The organism is Staphylococcus sp. FSL H8-0121 (genome assembly GCF_038008425.1).
Lineage (GTDB): Bacteria > Bacillota > Bacilli > Staphylococcales > Staphylococcaceae > Staphylococcus > Staphylococcus pasteuri.
This window is the reverse complement of record NZ_JBBOZB010000001.1, coordinates 464,170-482,641: the sequence shown is the minus strand read 5'-3', so window position 1 is coordinate 482,641 and position 18,472 is coordinate 464,170. Positions and strand designations below refer to the sequence as shown.

Here is an 18,472-nt window from a genome sequence, read left to right as displayed (position 1 = left end):
ATATTATTCAATATAAGTATCAAATTGACTTAGTGCTTGAATAGCACTTTCCCGATCTTCAGGAGTTTTAAAACTAATTTGTAAGGCACCATAAATATCTTCACGGACTTCTAAAATTTTAAGGTTGCTTATAGAAATATTATGTAAACTTAGAATGTGAGTAACTTTGCTAATCATACCCGGTTTATCCGGAATATCAACAAATAGATCATACGCCGTAGATAGCGCACCTCGTTGTTTAGCGGGTAGTTGATCTCTGTAGTCTTTAGCATTAGCAAAAAATTGATAAATATCTTCAGATTTTGAAGATGAAATCATTGTCATAACAGAACTAATTTGATTTTGTAAATCTTCTAAAATATCTAGAATGAAAGTTTTATTATTTAATGTGATATCTTTCCACATCTCTGCATTACTACTAGCAATTCGAGTTATGTCACGGAATCCTCCTGCAGCTAATTGTTGTACTAAATGATGTTTTTCTACGTGGTCGGCACTTAAGTGAACTAGACTGGACGCAACTATATGTGGTACGTGACTAACAATACCAGTAACAAAATCATGCTCATTAGCGTCAGTGAATATAAATTTAGCTAACGTTGATTTTAATAGTTCTTGGATTTTCTCAGCAGCTTTCTTATTTGCCTTTTGATTAAAGACAAGTAAATAATAGGCATTTTCGAAAAGATGTTTTTTTGCATTTAATACGCCAGATTTATGACTACCAGCCATTGGATGACCACCAACTAGATGGATATCATGTTCTAACAACTCATTTTCAAAAGATTGAATTGTTGATTTAGTACTACCAGTATCTGTAACAATTAAATGGGGTTTAGTATTTAATTTGGTTAAATGTTTAAGATAGTAGACGGTTTGTTCAACAGGCGTAGCATAGATAATCATATCGGCATTTTCAACAGCTTGGGTATAATGAATAGCTTTTTTATCGATAATACCAATTGATAAGGCTTTATCTAACTGTGATTCGTCTGCATCGAAAGCTGTAATAGTAATGTCTGAATGATAATATTTTAAATTACTTGCTAAACTCCCACCAATCAAACCAAGTCCTACGAATAATATGTTTTTCATGAATGACCACCTATTTCGAAATTTTCAGAATACTAATATTGTAAAAGACGAGAGCAACGGAATCAATAGAAATATATATTAGAATATATTAGTTAAATAGTCTAAACTGAAACTAAACATATTATGCAGGAAAGGGTAAATAAGATGAGTAATATTTTACAAACTATAAAGACATTAACAGAAATTAATAGTCCATCAGGCAATGCTGAAAAAGCAATAAATTTTGTAAAGGATATAGCAGAAGATTTAGGTTATCAAACCGAACTCACTAACAAAGGTGCTTTGATTATAACAGTAGATGGAGACAATCAAAGTCAACAGCGATGTATTACAGCTCATGTTGATACATTAGGTGCAATGGTTAAAGAAATAAAAGAAAATGGAAGATTAGCTATAGATTTAATTGGAGGATTTCATTTTAATGCTATAGAAGGTGAGTATTGTGAAATCCAAACAGAATCTGGTGATGTCTATACAGGAACGATATGTTTACACGAAACGAGTGTACACGTATATAAAGATAATCATGAAATACCGAGAGATTTAGAACATATGGAAATAAGAATAGATGAAAAGACAAATTCAGTTCAAGAAACTAAAGATTTAGGTATTGAAGTAGGGGACTTTGTTAGCTTTGATCCTAGAACACAAATTACAACATCTGGTTTCATTAAGTCACGCCATCTTGATGATAAAGCAAGTGTAGCAATGATTATTGAGTTATTGAAAAAAATTAAGCAAGATAATATTAATTTACCTCATACTACACAGTTTTATATTTCTAATAATGAAGAAATTGGCTATGGTGCAAATGCGTCACTTTCAAATAACATTGTGGATTTTATTGCGTTAGATATGGGCGCTTTAGGTGATGGACAATCATCTGATGAATATACAGTTTCAATATGTGCAAAAGATAGCTCAGGCCCATACCATAAAGGATTGAGATCTCAATTAGTACAATTATGCAAATTAAATGCCATACCATATAAAGTAGATATTTATCCTTATTATACTTCTGATGCTACAACAGCACTGAAAGCAGGAGCTGATATTCGCCACGGGTTATTTGGAGCTGGAATAGAATCTTCACATGCATTAGAAAGAACACATATTGAATCTATTGAAGCAACACAGAATCTTTTGTATGCGTATTGTATGTCGCAAATTTCAAAATAAATTTTGATTTTACGTTGACAAATATTAGAGTGGAATGTATTATACTAAATAATTAGAATTGTTAAACAATTCGGAAGATAAAGTAGCGAATGTGATTTGTAGCAAATAGAAAGCTAATGGTTAATGTAAATTAGCACAACATATTCAGTGAATTGGGCTTTCGAATATAAAATTAAATAGTATAAAAGTGAGCAATAATAATTTGTTAACTAAGGTGGCACCACGGTAACGCGTCCTTATTGATTTTACGCGTTTCGTGGTGCTTTTTTCATTGGTGCAAAATGTAGTAGTTTGTAGCAAGGTAGTGACAGAAAGTTAGTGTGTGATGAGAACTAACACCTCTATAAATGAAATTGGGTTTTGCAAATAAAGACAAATAATTAAATAAAGAAAATGAGTGAACGTTTAATATTCTGAATGTTAAGAATATTACGTTAATTAAGGTGGTACCACGCGTCAGCGTCCTTTTATAGGAGGCTGATTTTTATTTGCATAAAAATCATTCTTCAGAAATAAGCAATCTAATAAAACAAACTAAAAGATAAACATGAGTAAGAAAGCAATATTAATCATAAAGGAGTATTCAAAAGTGGAAATATATTATGAAAAGCTACAAGCCAATATAACACCAGAAACTTTAGCTCAACTCAAAAACCGAAAAATCATTTTAGAAAGTTCGAGTCAGAATAAACTTAAGGGAAGGTATTCCATTGTTGTATTTGATAGTTATGGACAAATCACGCTAGATAACAATCAAGTTCATATTAGTACTCAACACAAAAACGAATCTATAACAGAGAAACCATATCAATATTTAAAACAATTTGTTAATCAGTACTATGAAGATATAGAAGATAAAAGTTTACAAGAATTACCTTTTATCTCAGGTTTTATTGGAACATGCAGTTTTGATTTAGTAAGACATGAATTTCCTATATTACAAAACATAAATTTAGATGATCATCCACAACATGATGTTAATTTTCACATGATAGAAGACGTTTATATATTTGATCATTACAAAGAAGAATTATATGTCATTAGTACAAATCTATTCTCTCAAGTAGCTCGAGAAAAATTAATTACACGTGTAAAGGAAAGAATCAATCAACTCTAAACGATTCAAGTATATCAACCAAGTATTCAATTTAAACCTAAGGACAAACAAATAGAAACCAACATAAGTGAACAACATTTCATGGAAATTGTCAGTGATTTTAAAAAGAAAATAACTGAAGGGGACATGTTTCAAGTGGTACCTTCAAGGATTTATCGCTATAAACATCATTTTGAAAATCAACGTCAATCATTATCATTTCAGTTATATCAAAATTTAAAAAGACAAAATCCAAGTCCATACATGTATTACATCAATATGAGTGAACCAATTATTGTAGGTAGTTCGCCTGAAAGTTTTGTAAAAGTGCATGATGGTTTAGTTGAAACCAACCCAATTGCTGGAACTATCAAAAGAGGACGGACACTAGAAGAAGATGAAGCTAATGCACATCAGCTCATTAATGACGAAAAAGAACGCAGCGAACATAGTATGTTAGTAGACTTAGGTAGAAATGATATTCACAGGATATGCCGAAATGGAACGTCTCATATTAAGAAATTGATGGAAATAGAGAAATATGAACACGTAATGCATATAGTAAGCGAAGTCACAGGGCAAATTAAAAAAGATATTTCACCAATGTCTGTGATAGCAAGTTTATTACCAACCGGAACAGTTTCTGGTGCACCAAAACTAAGAGCAATACAAAGAATTTATGAAGTTATGCCCAACAAACGTGGTGTATACAGTGGTGGCATTGGTTATATCAATTGTAATCACAACTTAGACTTTGCACTTGCAATACGAACAATGATGATTGATGACACATATATCAATGTAGAAGCAGGTTGTGGCGTTGTTTATGATTCTGAACCACAGAAGGAATTAGAAGAAACTAAATTAAAAGCTAAAAGTTTATTGGAGGTGTCACCATGATATTAATTGTCGATAATTATGACTCATTTACTTATAACTTAGTTGATATCGTCACGCAGTATATGCCAAACGAAGATGATGTCACTGTATTATATCCAGATGATGAAAAGGTAATGAATCAAGATGTAGATGGTGTCATTATTTCACCTGGACCAGGCCATCCATTGGATAATAAATGGTTAGTTAATATTATTGAACGTTATAAAGATAAACCCATACTTGGCGTTTGTTTAGGAGCACAAGCACTCACGTGTTATTACGACGGAAAAGTAATACAAGGTGAAACTGTAATGCATGGAAAAGTAGATGAAATAAAGCAAAATGGTACCTCCATACTATATAGAGACTTACCTCTAAACTTTAATGTCATGCGATACCACTCATTAGTTAGTGACGCAAAACATTTTCCTAAGTCACTAATTATAACTGGAACAACAAATGATTGTATCCAGTCATTTGAACACGAAAATCAATTGCATTTTGGAATTCAATATCATCCAGAATCTTTTGCAACAGAACACGGAGAAGATATTATTAAAAACTTTATTAATTTAGCAGTAAAGGGTGATTAGATGGAAATTTTACAACAACTAGAAAAGCAACAACACTTAAATGAAGAAGATATGAAATCATTTATAAATTTAATGATTAATCCAGAAGTTGAAAATCAAGTTAAATATAAGGCATTAAAAACATATACTGATAAAGAAATGCAGCAAACGGAGTTAACATTTTTAGCTAAAAGTTTAATTAAAACAATGTATAAAGAACAACCTTATTATGAAGGCGCAATGTGTGTATGTGGTACGGGAGGGGACAAGTCAGGAAGTTTTAATATTTCGACGACCGCTTCATTTATAGTTGCTAGTGCAGGAGCTTTAATTGTGAAGCACGGAAACAAGAGTATCACTTCTAATTCTGGAAGCACAGATTTACTCAATCAATTAAATATAAATACTACAAAAGTTAACGATGTGATTAACACATTACAACAATATAACTTAGCATTTGTCAGCGCTACAGAATCCTATCCAATTATGAAATATATTCAACCTATTAGAAAAATGATGTCAAAGCCAACTATTTTCAATCTAGTGGGACCGTTAATTAATCCATTTAAATTAACATACCAAGTAATGGGTATTTATGATCCCAATCAATTAGGTAATGTTGCACAAACAGTAAAAGACTTGGGTCGTAAGAAAGCAATTGTACTTCACGGGGCAGGAGGTATGGATGAAGCAAGTTTATCAGGAGAAAACTTAATTTATGAAGTAACCACAGGTAAAGATATAGAAACATATACTATTAATGCAAAAGACTTCGGATTACGCAATGCTTCTAACAATACTTTAAAAGGCGGCACACCTGAGGAAAATAAAGCAATTACAGTAAATATATTGAATGGACAAGATCATACAAGTAAACGAGATGTTGTTGTGTTGAATGCAGGTATAGCTTTATATGTTGCAGAAAAAGTTAATGATATCCAGACAGGTATCAATCTTGCTCAATACTTAATAGATAGTGGCTTAGCAATGAAACAATATTTAAGAATGGTGGGAAATTAAATGACAATTTTAGATGAAATTGTAAGTTATAAAAAGAAATTATTATCGTCTCATTATTATCAAGAAAAATTAATATCACTCAAATCATACAACAATGATCACACGCCACACCTAAAGAAAAAAACATTAAAAGAAAGTTTAGCTAATGATAACCAACTTTCTATCATTGCAGAAATAAAATCTAAAAGTCCTTCTGTAAATCAATTACCAGAACGAGATTTATCACAGCAAATTAAAGACTATGAAAAGTATGGGGCAAATGCAATATCAATTCTAACTGATGAACAATATTTTGGTGGAAGCTTTGAAAGGTTACAAAAGTTAGCACCACAAACAACATTACCCATTTTATGTAAGGATTTTATCATTGATGAAATTCAAATAGATGTAGCAAAAACTGCAGGGGCGTCGATTATTTTGCTTATTGTTAATATATTGTCTGACGAACAACTTCAACGATTATACCAATATGCGACACAACTCAATTTAGAAGTGTTAGTAGAAGTTCATGACAAAGATGAACTTAATAGAGCGTATCAAATACAGCCAGAAATAATAGGAATTAATAATAGAGACTTAAAGCAATTTGTAACTGATGTTAATCATACAAATGACATTTTAGCAGAAAGGAAAGATGGATTTTATTATATTTCTGAGAGTGGCATTCATAATAAGTCTGATATAGAACAAATTATTAACTCAGGTATCGATGGATTACTTATTGGAGAAGCTTTAATGAAATGTGATGATTTAAGTCAATTTCTACCAACACTTAAGTTAAACAAGGTGAAATCATGTATTTAAAATTTTGTGGATTCAGATATGAAGACGATGTGAAAAAGGCAATTGAATGTAATATCGATGCGATAGGATTTATTCATTTTTCCAAAAGTCGACGTCATCTAGAAATTAATGAAATCAAGCATTTGTCAGCGCTTGTTCCTGAGAAAATACAACGTGTAGTTGTTGTAGTGAATCCAGATAAGCAGCAAATCCAACAAATAGTTACGCTTACTAATATTGATACAATCCAATTTCATGGTAATGAAAACATTGAACTTATCAAATGGGTTAAACACCAATATCCAAATATTAAAATTTTTAAAGCGTTACCCGCTACTCAAGACCTCAATAGTCAACTTGATTTATATAAACCGTATGTTGATTTATTTATTATAGATACACCATCTATTGAATATGGTGGTACAGGTCAAACTTTTGATTGGAATTTAATAAAACATATTGAAGATACACCATTTTTAATAGCAGGTGGTCTCAATGATGAACATATTAAGACGATTCAACATATGCCTTTAAAACATTTAGGTTATGATATCGCCTCTGGTATTGAAACAAATGAACGAAAAGATAAACGCAAAATGAAAACAATCTTTAATATAGTGAAAGGGGAATGAGTTATGATTAAACAAATACAAACGGAAGCAGATGAATTAGGGTTCTTTGGAGAATATGGTGGACAATATGTACCGGAGACATTAATGCCAGCAATCATAGAACTAAAACAAGCATACCAAAAAGCTAAAAATGATCAAAAATTTCAAGATGAACTTCAATATTATTTAAAAGAATATGTGGGTAGAGAAACACCCTTAACTTATGCCAAAGCATATACAGAGCAATTAGGTGGAGCAAAAATTTATTTAAAAAGAGAAGACCTTAACCACACTGGTGCGCATAAAATTAATAATGCACTTGGACAAGCACTGTTAGCAAAACGTATGGGTAAACGTAAACTAGTAGCTGAAACAGGTGCTGGACAACATGGTGTGGCTAGTGCAACAGTTGCTGCATTATTCGATATGGAACTCATTGTCTTTATGGGAAAAGAAGATATTCAAAGACAACAATTAAATGTCTTTAGAATGGAATTGTTAGGCGCTAAGGTTGTTTCGGTTGAAGAAGGTCAAGGCACTTTATCAGATGCAGTAAACAAAGCATTGCAATATTGGGTTAGTCATGTTGAAGATACACATTATCTTTTAGGATCTGCATTAGGGCCAGATCCATTTCCAACAATAGTTAGAGATTTACAAAGCGTAATAGGAAAAGAAATTAAATCTCAAATATTGAACAAAGAAAATCGATTACCGGATGCAATCGTTGCTTGTATTGGTGGTGGCTCTAATGCTATCGGCACATTTTATCCATTTATTCAAGATGAAGTGAAACTATATGGTGTTGAAGCAGCAGGTAAAGGCAAAAATACTGATAAACATGCACTTGCAATTGGTAAAGGGAATCCTGGAGTTTTACATGGTGCCAAAATGTATTTAATTCAAGATAAGCATGGACAAGTGCAATTAGCACATTCCATTTCAGCTGGTTTAGATTATCCAGGTATTGGTCCTGAGCATTCTTATTATAACGACATTGGACGTGTAACTTATACCGAAGCTAGTGATGAACAGGCTATGGAAGCTTTAATACGTTTCACTAAAGCTGAAGGAATTATTCCAGCCATTGAAAGTGCGCATGCATTAAGTTATGTAGAAAGACTAGCTCCAACTATGAATAAAGATGACATCATTGTTGTAACACTTTCTGGTCGTGGTGATAAAGATATGAATACGATACGTCAATACACACAACAAAGAGGTGACACAAATGAGTAAACTATTTATTCCATATATTATGGGCAATTCTAAAATGATAGAACATATGAAAGCGTTGAGTCAGTGTGGCGCAGATATTATTGAAGTTGGTGTACCATTTTCAGATCCAGTGGCAGATGGACCGACAATAATGGAAGCTGGTGGAAAAGCTATAGAAGAAGGTATTACAATTGAATACATTTTCGAGCAACTAGAATTACATCAATTAGAAATTAAAAGTCAGTATGTGTTAATGACTTACTATAATATTATTTGTAATTACGGTGAAAAAGCATTTTTTGAAGCTTGTCAACGAGCAGGTGTTTATGGAGTGATTATACCTGATTTACCGTTTGAACTTGCTCAAAAATTAAAACAACAAACATATGAAAGTAATGTGAAAATAATTCCTTTAATTGCTATGACAACGTCTGAAGAACGAATGAAACTAATAGCTGAAAAAGCTGAAGGTTTTATTTACACTGTTACAATGAATGCAACTACTGGAAAAAATGGTGAATTCCATCCAGAGTTAAAATCCAAACTTAATTTAATTAAACGAACTGCTCAAGTTCCGGTTGTCGCTGGTTTTGGAATTAGAAATGTGCAACATGTTAAAGATATTTCACAAATAGCAGATGGTGTAGTTATAGGTAGTGAAATAGTAAGACGCTTCGCTAATGATTCAACTGAAGAGAATATTAAATATTTCAATTCGATACGACATGCACTAAATCAATAATTTAAATGGATTTTAATTCATAGCATGATAAATCAGAAAAATGTAATTATAAAGGATATATGTAATTTAATACACGTATTATGATAGAACTTAATCAAATTGCATAAATTTTACAATGTTTTAAGGGAAGTCATTGGCAATAGGTTTGTAAATGCATTAAAATAATAGATGATAATACATTAATAGTATGGGTTTATATATTTAACTCATACTATTATTTATTACAATTAGTCAAAATAAGTTGAAAAAGGTTATGAAAGGCATTCTTAATATTATTAAAACAATTAATTTTTAAGGTGTACCAGTAATAACTTATATGGACACCATAAATAGCAATATTTATATTGCACATATTTAAGTATTATTAGATATTATATACATAGAAAGTAACATCATTTGAACATAGTATAATTTGAACTTAAATCGAATTCTTAACAGAGATAAAAATAGAGATAAAAACAATAGGAGTTATGATAATGAAGTTTACAAACTTAACAGCGAAGGAATTTGGCGATTTTACAGACCAAATGCCTTACACCCATTTCACACAAATGATAGGTAACTATGAATTGAAACTTGCTGAAGGTACAGAGTCACATTTAGTTGGTATTAAGAATAATGACAATGAAGTCATTGCAGCATGTTTACTAACAGCAGTACCAGTGTTGAAATTCTTCAAGTATTTCTATACTAATAGAGGTCCAGTCATTGATTATGATAATAAAGAATTAGTTCATTACTTTTTTAATGAATTAACTAAATATGTTAAAAAACATAACTGTCTTTATTTAAGAGTAGATCCGTATGTACCGTATCAATATTTAAATCATGATGGGGAAGTCCTTGGAAATGCCGGCCATGATTGGATATTTGATAAAATGAAATCACTAGGGTTTAAACATGAAGGTTTTCATAAAGGCTTTCATCCAGTATTACAAGTTAGATATCATTCAGTATTAGACTTAAAAGACAAGACTGCTAAAGATGTTTTAGACGGAATGGATAATTTACGTAAACGTAATACTAAAAAGGTACAAAAAAATGGTGTGAAAGTTAAATTCTTATCCGAAGAAGAATTACCAATATTTAGATCATTTATGGAAGATACATCAGAAACTAAAGAATTCCAAGATAGAGACGATAATTATTATTATGATCGTTTTAAACATTTCAAAGATCGAGTTTTAGTGCCATTAGCATATATTAATTTTGATGAATATATTGAAGAGTTAAATAATGAAAAAGAGACACTAAACAAAGATTTAAATAAAGCCATCAAAGATATTGAAAAGCGCCCAGATAATAAAAAATCACATAATAAAAAGGCTAACTTAGAGCAACAAATAGCTGCTAATCAACAGAAATTAGATGAAGCACAACGACTTCAAGCAGAACATGGTAATGAATTACCAATTTCTGCAGGTTACTTCTTTATTAATCCTTTCGAGGTTGTTTACTATGCAGGCGGTACGTCAAACAAATATCGACACTTCGCAGGTAGTTATGCTGTACAATGGACAATGATTAATTATGCACTAGAACATGGCATCAACCGTTATAATTTCTATGGAATCAGTGGGGACTTCACAGAAGATGCAGAAGATGCTGGTGTAATCAAATTTAAAAAAGGCTATAATGCTGATGTCATTGAATATGTAGGAGATTTTCTTAAACCAATAAATAAACCTATGTACACTGTTTATACTACATTAAAGAAATTACTTAAAAAATAAACATAAATAATAAATTTTTATTAGGAAGGGAATTATCTAAATATGAAATTTACAGAGTTGACAGTTAAAGAATTTGAGAACTTTGTACAAAATCCATCTTTAGAAAGTCATTATTTTCAAGTAAAAGAAAATATTGCTACTCGTGAAACAGATGGTTTTCAGGTTGTATTATTAGGTATAAAAGATGAAAGTAATAAGGTCATTGCAGCAAGTCTATTTTCTAAAATTCCAACAATGGGTAGTTACGTTTATTATTCAAACCGCGGCCCTGTTATGGATTATTCTGACTTAGGACTAGTTGACTTTTATTTGAGAGAGTTAGAAAAATACTTACAACAACATCAATGTTTATATGTCAAAATGGACCCATATTGGATTTATCAAATTTATGATAAAGATATTAAACCTCTAGATAATCATGAAAAAAATGATGCACTCGTTAATTTATTTAAATCACATGGCTATGAGCATCATGGATTTACAACAACATATGATAATTTCAGTCAAGTAAGATGGATGGGTGTATTAAATTTAGAGGGGAAAACACCTGCATCATTGAAAAAAGAATTTGATAGTCAACGTAAAAGAAATATTAATAAAGCGATAAACTACGGAGTTAAAGTAAGATTTTTAAGTAGGGACGAATTTGATCTCTTCTTAGAACTTTATCGTGAAACTGAAGAAAGAACTGGTTTTGCTTCTAAAACGGATCAATACTTTTATAATTTTATAGACCATTATGGAGATAAAGTATTAGTTCCTTTAGCATATATTGATTTAGATGAATATATTGAATCATTACAGCATTCACTAAATGATAAAGAAAGCCGCCGCGATCAAATGATGGCTAACGAAAATAAAAGTGATAAGCAACTTAAGAAAATTAGTGAGTTAGACAAACAAATTGAGCATGACAAAAAAGAAATGCTTCAAGCGAGTGAAATTCGTCAAACTGATGGTTCAATATTGAATCTTGCTTCAGGTGTATACTTTGCTAATGCTTATGAAGTTAACTACTTCTCAGGTGGTTCATCAGAAAAATTCAATCAATACATGGGTCCATACATGATGCATTGGTTCATGATTAATTATTGCTTCGATAATGGCTATGATCGTTACAATTTTTATGGCTTATCTGGTGATTTTACTGAAAATAGTGAGGACTACGGTGTTTATCGCTTTAAACGAGGCTTTAATGTTCAAATTGAAGAGTTAATAGGAGATTTTTATAAGCCAATTAACAAAGTGAAATATTGGTTATTCACTACATTAGATCGTATTCGTAGAAAAGTGAAAAAGTAAGTTAAATAAAATAATTTATTGTATTTAAGAGGTTGGGACATGTGTCTCAATCTCTTTTTTTATTTATCTACTTTGTTCAAAAGTTAAAATCTACAAATAAATATTATAAAAATTCTAATTTTTATAATCATATTGCACCCTACTAAAATAATCATAGCATAATAGAATCGCTTAACAACAATAGTTATAGCGAAATTTTTAATAAATTATTTATAAGTGGAATATATCTAAAATTAGCAAAAATAAAACAAACTACGTACATGAATGTTTAAAACTATTATTTAAGTTGAAAATGTGTATAAATAGATTAGTGTTAATAATCGTGTACCGAAGTTTAGAGTTATATGATTTTATATGTTAAATTTCATTAATAATATATGTGTAAAAAGAATTCATATAGATGATTAATTGTTAATATCAATAGATATGTCAGTCATGCGATATGACATAACCTGAAGTTGTAGCATTTATTGGTATCTCACATAATAGTCTTAGTTTCTGTGAGATTATAACAGTTAGCATTTAATAGAAATTATTTGATGGTCTGTATCAAAGTAATAATTTATCTTATATTGAGATTAACAAGCTAATGGATATTATTAACTATAGACTTATAAAAATCAATACAGGATAAATTAAGGTTTAATAGTTATAAGTCATACAAAAACAAAACTACTTAAAAATATAACGAATTGTAAAATATAAAATACGGTAATGAAATTTAGAATTTAAGAATAATCCAAGGAGACTAAGTTATTTTTTGATTTTAGTTTACATAATATATATTATAGGAAGTTATAGATATTCGATACAGGGGACCCTATTTTCTGTTTATTACAAAAGAATTTCGTTTTTTAACGCTAACTTACACTATGCTATAATAAGTTCATCTTTTTAGTTTAGGAGTTTTGTTTTATGAATTTTGTTTTTGATATTGATGGTACGATTTCATTTGATGGTCTACATGTAGATCAACGTATTATCGATCGTATATTTAAACTACATGCTAACGGTCATCAAGTTATATTTGCATCAGCACGTCCAATTAGAGATTTATTACCAGTTATTCCAGAATTTGAAGATTTTACACTTATTGGTGGCAATGGCTCAATTATTTCTCAAAATGGTCGTATTGAAGTTATTAAATCAATCCAACTCGATGATTTGCAATTAATTAAAGATATTGTAAATGCATACCAACTAAAATACATATTTGATGATAAATACAACTATTCAACGAATTTAGATGCTACAAATGAACTATTTCAACGAATTGACCCTAATAATACTGCAAATGCTTTAGATATGAATGATATTTCTCAACCAATTAAAGCCATTATATTAGAAATTCGTAAAGATGATTTTGAAGAAATTGCTACGATTTTAGCTGAAAAATCTAAATCTGTTGAACTTATACATCATCTTAATGAACGATATATTGATATTACTGCTCAAGGTATTGATAAACATACTACTATCCAAGAACTCATTGGTAATGCCACTGAATATATAGCTTTTGGTAACGATCATAACGATATTCAGATGCTAGAACATGCTACACAAGGCTACTTTGTCACTAATGAACATATGGAGCATACAACATTCATCAATAATGCTAATATTACATTAATTGAAAATACTAATGAAGCCGTATGTGAAGTAATAGATAAATGGTTGTAAAATAAGTAAAATTTCTATTGATAATGATTCTCATTTTCAATTATAATATTGATAAGGAGGATGATTATGAAAAATACATGTAAATTATTATTTATTTTAATGATAGGATTAACTTTAGTAGCTTGTAGTCAAGGTTCTCATAAATCAAAGGAACAAAATAAAGACACAGTTACTATAAAGAATACATATGAATTTAAAGATAAAAACAATACCCACTCTAAAGGAGATAAGAAAACTGAGACAGTCAAGGTACCTAAAAATGCTAAAAATGTCGCAGTTATGGACTACGGTGCTTTAGATATTATGCAACAAATGGGTCTTCAAAGTCATATTAAAGCAATTGCTAAAGGTCAAGGTAATAGCTTTTTACCCCACTCTTTATCTGAATTTAAAGATAAAAAATACATTAATTTAGGAAATCCTGGGCGCCCTAATTATGATAACTTAGCTAAAGCAAAACCAGACTTAATACTTGCTTCTTTCAGACAAGCACATACGAAAACTGTTGATGAAATGAAGAAGGCTGCACCTAATGCTAAAATTTTATTTGTAAGCCCAGATAACGATAACTATATTTCTTCAATTGAAAATACGACAAATCAACTTGGTAAAATATTTGATAAAAAGCAAAAAGCCAAATCTTTAAATAAACAATTGAAAGATAAAGTTAAAGAAACACAACGTGTAATTACTAAAGACAAAGTATTATTATTGTTGGTTGATGATAAAGGTATGAAAGCATTTGCTAATACTGGTCGTTTTGGTGGCTTTTTAAATAAAGATCTAGGTATTCAACATGCTGATGACAATATGAAAGCAAATTCAGCGGGAAATCAAGTGAGTTATGAATACTTAAATAAAATTAATCCTGATAAAATATTCGTAATTAACCGTACTAAAGATGGTAATGACAAAACTATACCTAAAGAATTAAATAATAAAGTCATTAAGAATGTTAAAGCAATTAAAAATGATGAAGTATATCAATTTGAATCAAATGCATGGTACTTTGGTGAAGGTGGACATCAACTTACAATTGATCAACTTGACCATATACAAGATGCCTTTAAAAATAAAAAGTAACATTCAATAAAACAATAAAAAAGTGAGTGAGGTTGGCAATGTAATGCCTTCCCCACTCACTTTTTAACTTATTTATTCAAATGCTTGAACAAGTTGTTTAGTATAAGGATGTCGGTCCTCATTAAATAACAATCCAGTTTCAAAATCATCAACAATTTCGCCATTTTGTAATACAATCATACGTTGACACATCCGCTGAATGACAGACAAATCGTGTGAAATCATAATTAAAGTTTGTATATGTTTTTGATAATTTTCTTTTAAAATATCTAACATGTGTTGTTCTGCGATAACATCTAAATTGGATGTAATTTCATCGCAAATTAATATTTGTGGTTTTGCGAGTAACGTACGCATCAAGTTAAAACATTGTAGCTGACCACCACTTAATTCACTAGGATATTTTGTTAGTAAAGATAATGGTAAATTAAATGATTGTGTTGTATCGTTGATGATTTTATCAATATCATTATCATTATACTTTTTATAGTAGATCAAAGGTTCAGACAATGACTGTTGGATAGTCATATTAGGATTAAAACTTTCTGAAGCATGTTGAAATACAGGTAGTATGTCTTGAGTATCTGACTTAATAAATCCCTCTGATGGGCTGTGTTCATTCATTAATAATGAGGCAAGTGTACTCTTCCCTGACCCACTTTCCCCAACAATACCAACGATTTCATTATCTTGTATTGTTAAATTAATATGTTTCAACACAGGTAGATTTTTATGGTAATTGAAAGAAACATTGTCTAATTTAATCATGTTCATCCCTCTTTAAATGACTTCTAGAATGTAATAATTGTTGAGAATAAGGATTGATATGGTGACTTTGAAAATAGTTAAGGTCGCCATAATCTATGATTTGTCCAAATTTCATAACATTAATGTAATCTGCATATTTTAAAACATGACTCATGTTATGAGTAACGATTAAAAGCGTTTGATGATGATCATTAACAATATGTTGTAATAAATCCATAATTTGTTGTCCATTTACGACGTCCAAAGAAGCAACAGGTTCATCAGCAATAATGAGTTTTGGGTCAAGCATAAGTACGCTAGCGATATATACACGTTCTAACTGCCCTCCTGATAATTGAAAGCTATAACGTTGTAATATAAATTCACCTTCTAAGTTCACCCATCCTAATGCTTTATTTACTTTAGAAATAGCCTCTTGTTTTGTTACATCGTAATGAGTGCGATAAATAGCAACAAGTTGTTTACCTAGTTTAGAGTGGTCATTGAAACTTTGTGTATAATTTTGAGAAATATACCCGATATCTTTACCTAATTGGTATTGAATAGTGCCATGAGAGTGATCATTAAAATGAAAATGATCACAATTAACTCGAAAATGCGACGGTAGTTGATTTAATATAAAACGCATCAATAGCGTTTTTCCTGCCCCACTTTCACCAATGATGGCATTTACTTGTTTATCATATATAGTAAAATCGACATTTGTTATTAGTTGGTTTCTATGTTCGTCTTCAATTGAGAGATTTTTAATGTCTATAGTATTCAATTATCGATTTCCCCTTTCTAATAAACGATCACGTAAAGCATCACCGGTTAAATTAAATATTAAGATTGTAATAGCAATAGTCGTTGCAGGTGCAATCATCATAATAGGATGAGAAGTTATAAAATCACGTCCTGCTTGCAACATCGCGCCCCATTCTGGTGAAGGTGGTTGAGCACCAAGACCTAAAAATGATAACGAACTAATATATAAAATAATTTTCCCAAAGTCTACAATGACTAATACTAATATTGATGGTAATACTTTAGGCAATAAATGTTTAAAAAGAATCTTCGATGTAGGTACTTTGAAAAGTTGTGCCATACGTATATAAGATTGATGCATCTCGCTGTTAACTATTCCTCTTGTGACTCTTGTATAATTCATCCATTTTATAACTGTAATAGCTATAACTAAATTCCAAATACTTGGATGAAAGAAACTTGCTAAAGCAATCATAATAACAAATTCTGGAATACTTAATCCGATATCGATTGCACGCATAATAATATTGTCTGTCCAACCTTTTTTATAACCTGCTAATAAACCAAGTGGAACGCCAATAATGACTGTAATGATAAGTGTTAATACTGTTACCAACAAAGTTGAACGTGCACCAACAACTAAACGTGTAAATAAATCTCTTCCGTAATCATCAGTTCCTAAAAAGTGTTTTCCACTCATTGGCTCAAATGTTTGAGATAAATTAACTTTTATAGCAGTTTCATCATTTACAAAAAATTGCATCAGAATAATGATTAAAATATAAATGAAAAATACATAAAATATCCAGTTTTTCTTGTTGAATTTAATTTTCATGAGGTGTCGCCTCCTTTTGTTCATATCCTTGAGACGATTTCTTTGTATTATGGTGTGAAGCCAAACGTTGTTTTGGGTCTAACATTACACTTAATAAATCAGCTAAGGTATTAATAAAAATGACTAAAGTGCCGATAAATAAAACAACGCCTTGGATAACGGGATAATCTCTAGAACGAATACTATCGACTAAAAAAGCACCTAAACCAGGTATTTCAAATAGATTTTCAATAACCACCGTACCTCCGACTAAACTACCTACTGATAACCCAATCAATGGAATGGTTGGTAAAAGTGCAGGTTTTAATAAATCATGAAATAGAATATAGTGTTCAGACATACCTCGTAATCGAGAAACTTGTACGATCGGACTTTGATATAAATCCAACAAATTAGATCTAATTAATCTAATGAGGTATGCGCACATACCAATACTCATTGTTAAAATTGGAAGTATATATGAAACAAATTGACCATCACTAGCTGGTGGTAAGATGTTTAATTTCAAATCAAATATATATAATAAAAGTATACCTATAAAAAATGCAGGTAAACTGACCAATAATGAAGTACCTATTCTTATTATTTTATCAATTGGGCGATGATAATGGATTGCTGCTAAGATACCTAATGGTAATGAAATAATAATAGAAACAACAAGTGTACCTAAAGTTATAATTAAAGTTTGGGTTGCATAGTTAGTGATTTCTTGAGTAACTGGCTCATTTGTTTGATAACTAACACCTAAATCCAAATGTAAAATTTGATTGATCCAATGCCACCATTGAATAAATATGGAATCATTTAGTCCAAGTTTGTCCTCTGTTGCTTTAATTTGTGTATTTGAAACTTGTGCAGTATCTAAGTGTAAAATCTTATCAACTGGATTACCCGGTGATAATTTCATCAATAAAAAAGTAATCGTTGATAAAACTAACAGCACAACAATCATTTGTATGCACTTTGCAGTGATTATTTTAAAAATATTCATTGATATCTCTCCATAAAAATGATGATATTAAATTAATAACGCCAAAGTTTATAGACGCTAATATTTATATTGTAAAAATGTTTAGTTACATCAAAATTAAAAACCCAACTCTGTTAGTTATATTCAGAATCGGGTTAT

16 protein-coding genes and 1 pseudogene are annotated in these 18,472 nt (G+C 30.4%); 12 read left to right on the top strand and 5 right to left on the bottom strand.

Annotation, left to right across the window (positions count from 1 at the left end):
* Positions 1-3 precede the first annotated feature (3 nt).
* Positions 4-1,095, bottom strand: coding sequence for a prephenate dehydrogenase (locus LFT63_RS02355; protein WP_029055388.1), 1,092 nt, complete (start codon positions 1,093-1,095; stop codon positions 4-6).
* Positions 1,096-1,239: 144 nt separating this feature from the next.
* Between LFT63_RS02355 and LFT63_RS02350 the strand changes: the two genes are divergently transcribed.
* The 12 genes and pseudogenes from LFT63_RS02350 to LFT63_RS02295 all read left to right on the top strand — a co-directional run bounded on the left by LFT63_RS02350 (position 1,240) and on the right by LFT63_RS02295 (position 14,993).
* Positions 1,240-2,274 carry a M42 family metallopeptidase gene (locus LFT63_RS02350; RefSeq protein WP_017636415.1) on the top strand — a complete coding sequence of 345 codons (1,035 nt, stop codon included), beginning with the start codon at positions 1,240-1,242 and terminating at the stop codon, positions 2,272-2,274.
* Positions 2,275-2,863: 589 nt separating this feature from the next.
* Positions 2,864-4,270: pseudogene (locus tag LFT63_RS02345) on the top strand (anthranilate synthase component I).
* Positions 4,267-4,842, top strand: a complete 576-nt coding sequence (locus tag LFT63_RS02340) for an anthranilate synthase component II (RefSeq protein WP_070451223.1) — start codon at positions 4,267-4,269, stop codon at positions 4,840-4,842. The pseudogene LFT63_RS02345 and the gene LFT63_RS02340 overlap by 4 nt, the downstream one beginning before the upstream one ends.
* Complete coding sequence (gene trpD / locus LFT63_RS02335) at positions 4,843-5,841, top strand: anthranilate phosphoribosyltransferase (protein WP_017636412.1); 999 nt, start codon at positions 4,843-4,845, stop codon at positions 5,839-5,841. It abuts the gene before it with no gap.
* The gene (gene trpC, locus LFT63_RS02330) at positions 5,842-6,645 is read left to right on the top strand and encodes an indole-3-glycerol phosphate synthase TrpC (RefSeq protein WP_029055386.1); all 804 of its coding nucleotides are present in this window, start codon (positions 5,842-5,844) and stop codon (positions 6,643-6,645) included.
* Entirely contained in the window at positions 6,636-7,256 is a 621-nt protein-coding gene (locus tag LFT63_RS02325) for a phosphoribosylanthranilate isomerase (protein ID WP_037555468.1), read from the top strand. The genes trpC and LFT63_RS02325 overlap by 10 nt, the downstream gene beginning before the upstream one ends.
* A gap of 3 nt (positions 7,257-7,259) precedes the next feature.
* Positions 7,260-8,474 (top strand): tryptophan synthase subunit beta, encoded by a 1,215-nt coding sequence (gene trpB / locus LFT63_RS02320; RefSeq protein WP_017636409.1) that lies wholly within the window; start codon positions 7,260-7,262, stop codon positions 8,472-8,474.
* Positions 8,467-9,195, top strand: coding sequence for a tryptophan synthase subunit alpha (gene trpA / locus LFT63_RS02315; protein WP_340767828.1), 729 nt, complete (start codon positions 8,467-8,469; stop codon positions 9,193-9,195). Before trpB ends, trpA begins: the two co-directional genes overlap by 8 nt.
* Positions 9,196-9,671: 476 nt before the next feature.
* Entirely contained in the window at positions 9,672-10,928 is a 1,257-nt protein-coding gene (locus LFT63_RS02310) for an aminoacyltransferase (RefSeq protein WP_029055383.1), read from the top strand.
* A gap of 42 nt (positions 10,929-10,970) precedes the next feature.
* On the top strand, positions 10,971-12,230 hold the full coding sequence (locus tag LFT63_RS02305; RefSeq protein WP_017636406.1) for an aminoacyltransferase: 1,260 nt from the start codon (positions 10,971-10,973) through the stop codon (positions 12,228-12,230).
* A 915-nt stretch (positions 12,231-13,145) separates the two neighbouring features.
* The gene (locus LFT63_RS02300; RefSeq protein WP_340767827.1) at positions 13,146-13,910 is read left to right on the top strand and encodes an HAD-IIB family hydrolase; all 765 of its coding nucleotides are present in this window, start codon (positions 13,146-13,148) and stop codon (positions 13,908-13,910) included.
* A 66-nt stretch (positions 13,911-13,976) separates the two neighbouring features.
* Positions 13,977-14,993: a siderophore ABC transporter substrate-binding protein gene (locus LFT63_RS02295; protein WP_029055380.1), complete on the top strand. Its 1,017-nt coding sequence runs from the start codon at positions 13,977-13,979 to the stop codon at positions 14,991-14,993.
* Between the two features lie 72 nt (positions 14,994-15,065).
* On the opposite strand, the gene LFT63_RS02290 is transcribed toward LFT63_RS02295, so the two are convergent.
* Genes LFT63_RS02290 through nikB form a run of 4 tightly spaced genes read right to left on the bottom strand, consistent with a single transcriptional unit; the run spans position 15,066 to position 18,334 of the window.
* On the bottom strand, positions 15,066-15,761 hold the full coding sequence (locus tag LFT63_RS02290; protein WP_340767826.1) for an ABC transporter ATP-binding protein: 696 nt from the start codon (positions 15,759-15,761) through the stop codon (positions 15,066-15,068).
* The gene (locus LFT63_RS02285) at positions 15,754-16,527 is read right to left on the bottom strand and encodes an ATP-binding cassette domain-containing protein (protein ID WP_029055378.1); all 774 of its coding nucleotides are present in this window, start codon (positions 16,525-16,527) and stop codon (positions 15,754-15,756) included. Before LFT63_RS02285 ends, LFT63_RS02290 begins: the two co-directional genes overlap by 8 nt.
* A complete protein-coding gene (nikC, locus tag LFT63_RS02280; RefSeq protein ID WP_017636983.1) occupies positions 16,528-17,343 on the bottom strand; it encodes a nickel transporter permease in 816 nt (271 codons plus the stop codon).
* On the bottom strand, positions 17,333-18,334 hold the full coding sequence (gene nikB / locus LFT63_RS02275; RefSeq protein WP_340767825.1) for a nickel ABC transporter permease: 1,002 nt from the start codon (positions 18,332-18,334) through the stop codon (positions 17,333-17,335). The genes nikC and nikB overlap by 11 nt, the downstream gene beginning before the upstream one ends.
* Positions 18,335-18,472 lie beyond the last annotated feature (138 nt).

What these genes read in the sequence shown, in the direction of transcription:
- LFT63_RS02355 (WP_029055388.1), bottom strand. Translation starts at nt 1,095, where the DNA reads ATGAAAAACATATTATTCGTAGGACTTGGTTTGATTGGTGGGAGTTTA.
- LFT63_RS02350 (WP_017636415.1), top strand. Translation starts at nt 1,240, where the DNA reads ATGAGTAATATTTTACAAACTATAAAGACATTAACAGAAATTAATAGT.
- LFT63_RS02340 (WP_070451223.1), top strand. Translation starts at nt 4,267, where the DNA reads ATGATATTAATTGTCGATAATTATGACTCATTTACTTATAACTTAGTT.
- trpD (WP_017636412.1), top strand. Translation starts at nt 4,843, where the DNA reads ATGGAAATTTTACAACAACTAGAAAAGCAACAACACTTAAATGAAGAA.
- trpC (WP_029055386.1), top strand. Translation starts at nt 5,842, where the DNA reads ATGACAATTTTAGATGAAATTGTAAGTTATAAAAAGAAATTATTATCG.
- LFT63_RS02325 (WP_037555468.1), top strand. Translation starts at nt 6,636, where the DNA reads ATGTATTTAAAATTTTGTGGATTCAGATATGAAGACGATGTGAAAAAG.
- trpB (WP_017636409.1), top strand. Translation starts at nt 7,260, where the DNA reads ATGATTAAACAAATACAAACGGAAGCAGATGAATTAGGGTTCTTTGGA.
- trpA (WP_340767828.1), top strand. Translation starts at nt 8,467, where the DNA reads ATGAGTAAACTATTTATTCCATATATTATGGGCAATTCTAAAATGATA.
- LFT63_RS02310 (WP_029055383.1), top strand. Translation starts at nt 9,672, where the DNA reads ATGAAGTTTACAAACTTAACAGCGAAGGAATTTGGCGATTTTACAGAC.
- LFT63_RS02305 (WP_017636406.1), top strand. Translation starts at nt 10,971, where the DNA reads ATGAAATTTACAGAGTTGACAGTTAAAGAATTTGAGAACTTTGTACAA.
- LFT63_RS02300 (WP_340767827.1), top strand. Translation starts at nt 13,146, where the DNA reads ATGAATTTTGTTTTTGATATTGATGGTACGATTTCATTTGATGGTCTA.
- LFT63_RS02295 (WP_029055380.1), top strand. Translation starts at nt 13,977, where the DNA reads ATGAAAAATACATGTAAATTATTATTTATTTTAATGATAGGATTAACT.
- LFT63_RS02290 (WP_340767826.1), bottom strand. Translation starts at nt 15,761, where the DNA reads ATGATTAAATTAGACAATGTTTCTTTCAATTACCATAAAAATCTACCT.
- nikC (WP_017636983.1), bottom strand. Translation starts at nt 17,343, where the DNA reads ATGAAAATTAAATTCAACAAGAAAAACTGGATATTTTATGTATTTTTC.
- nikB (WP_340767825.1), bottom strand. Translation starts at nt 18,334, where the DNA reads ATGAATATTTTTAAAATAATCACTGCAAAGTGCATACAAATGATTGTT.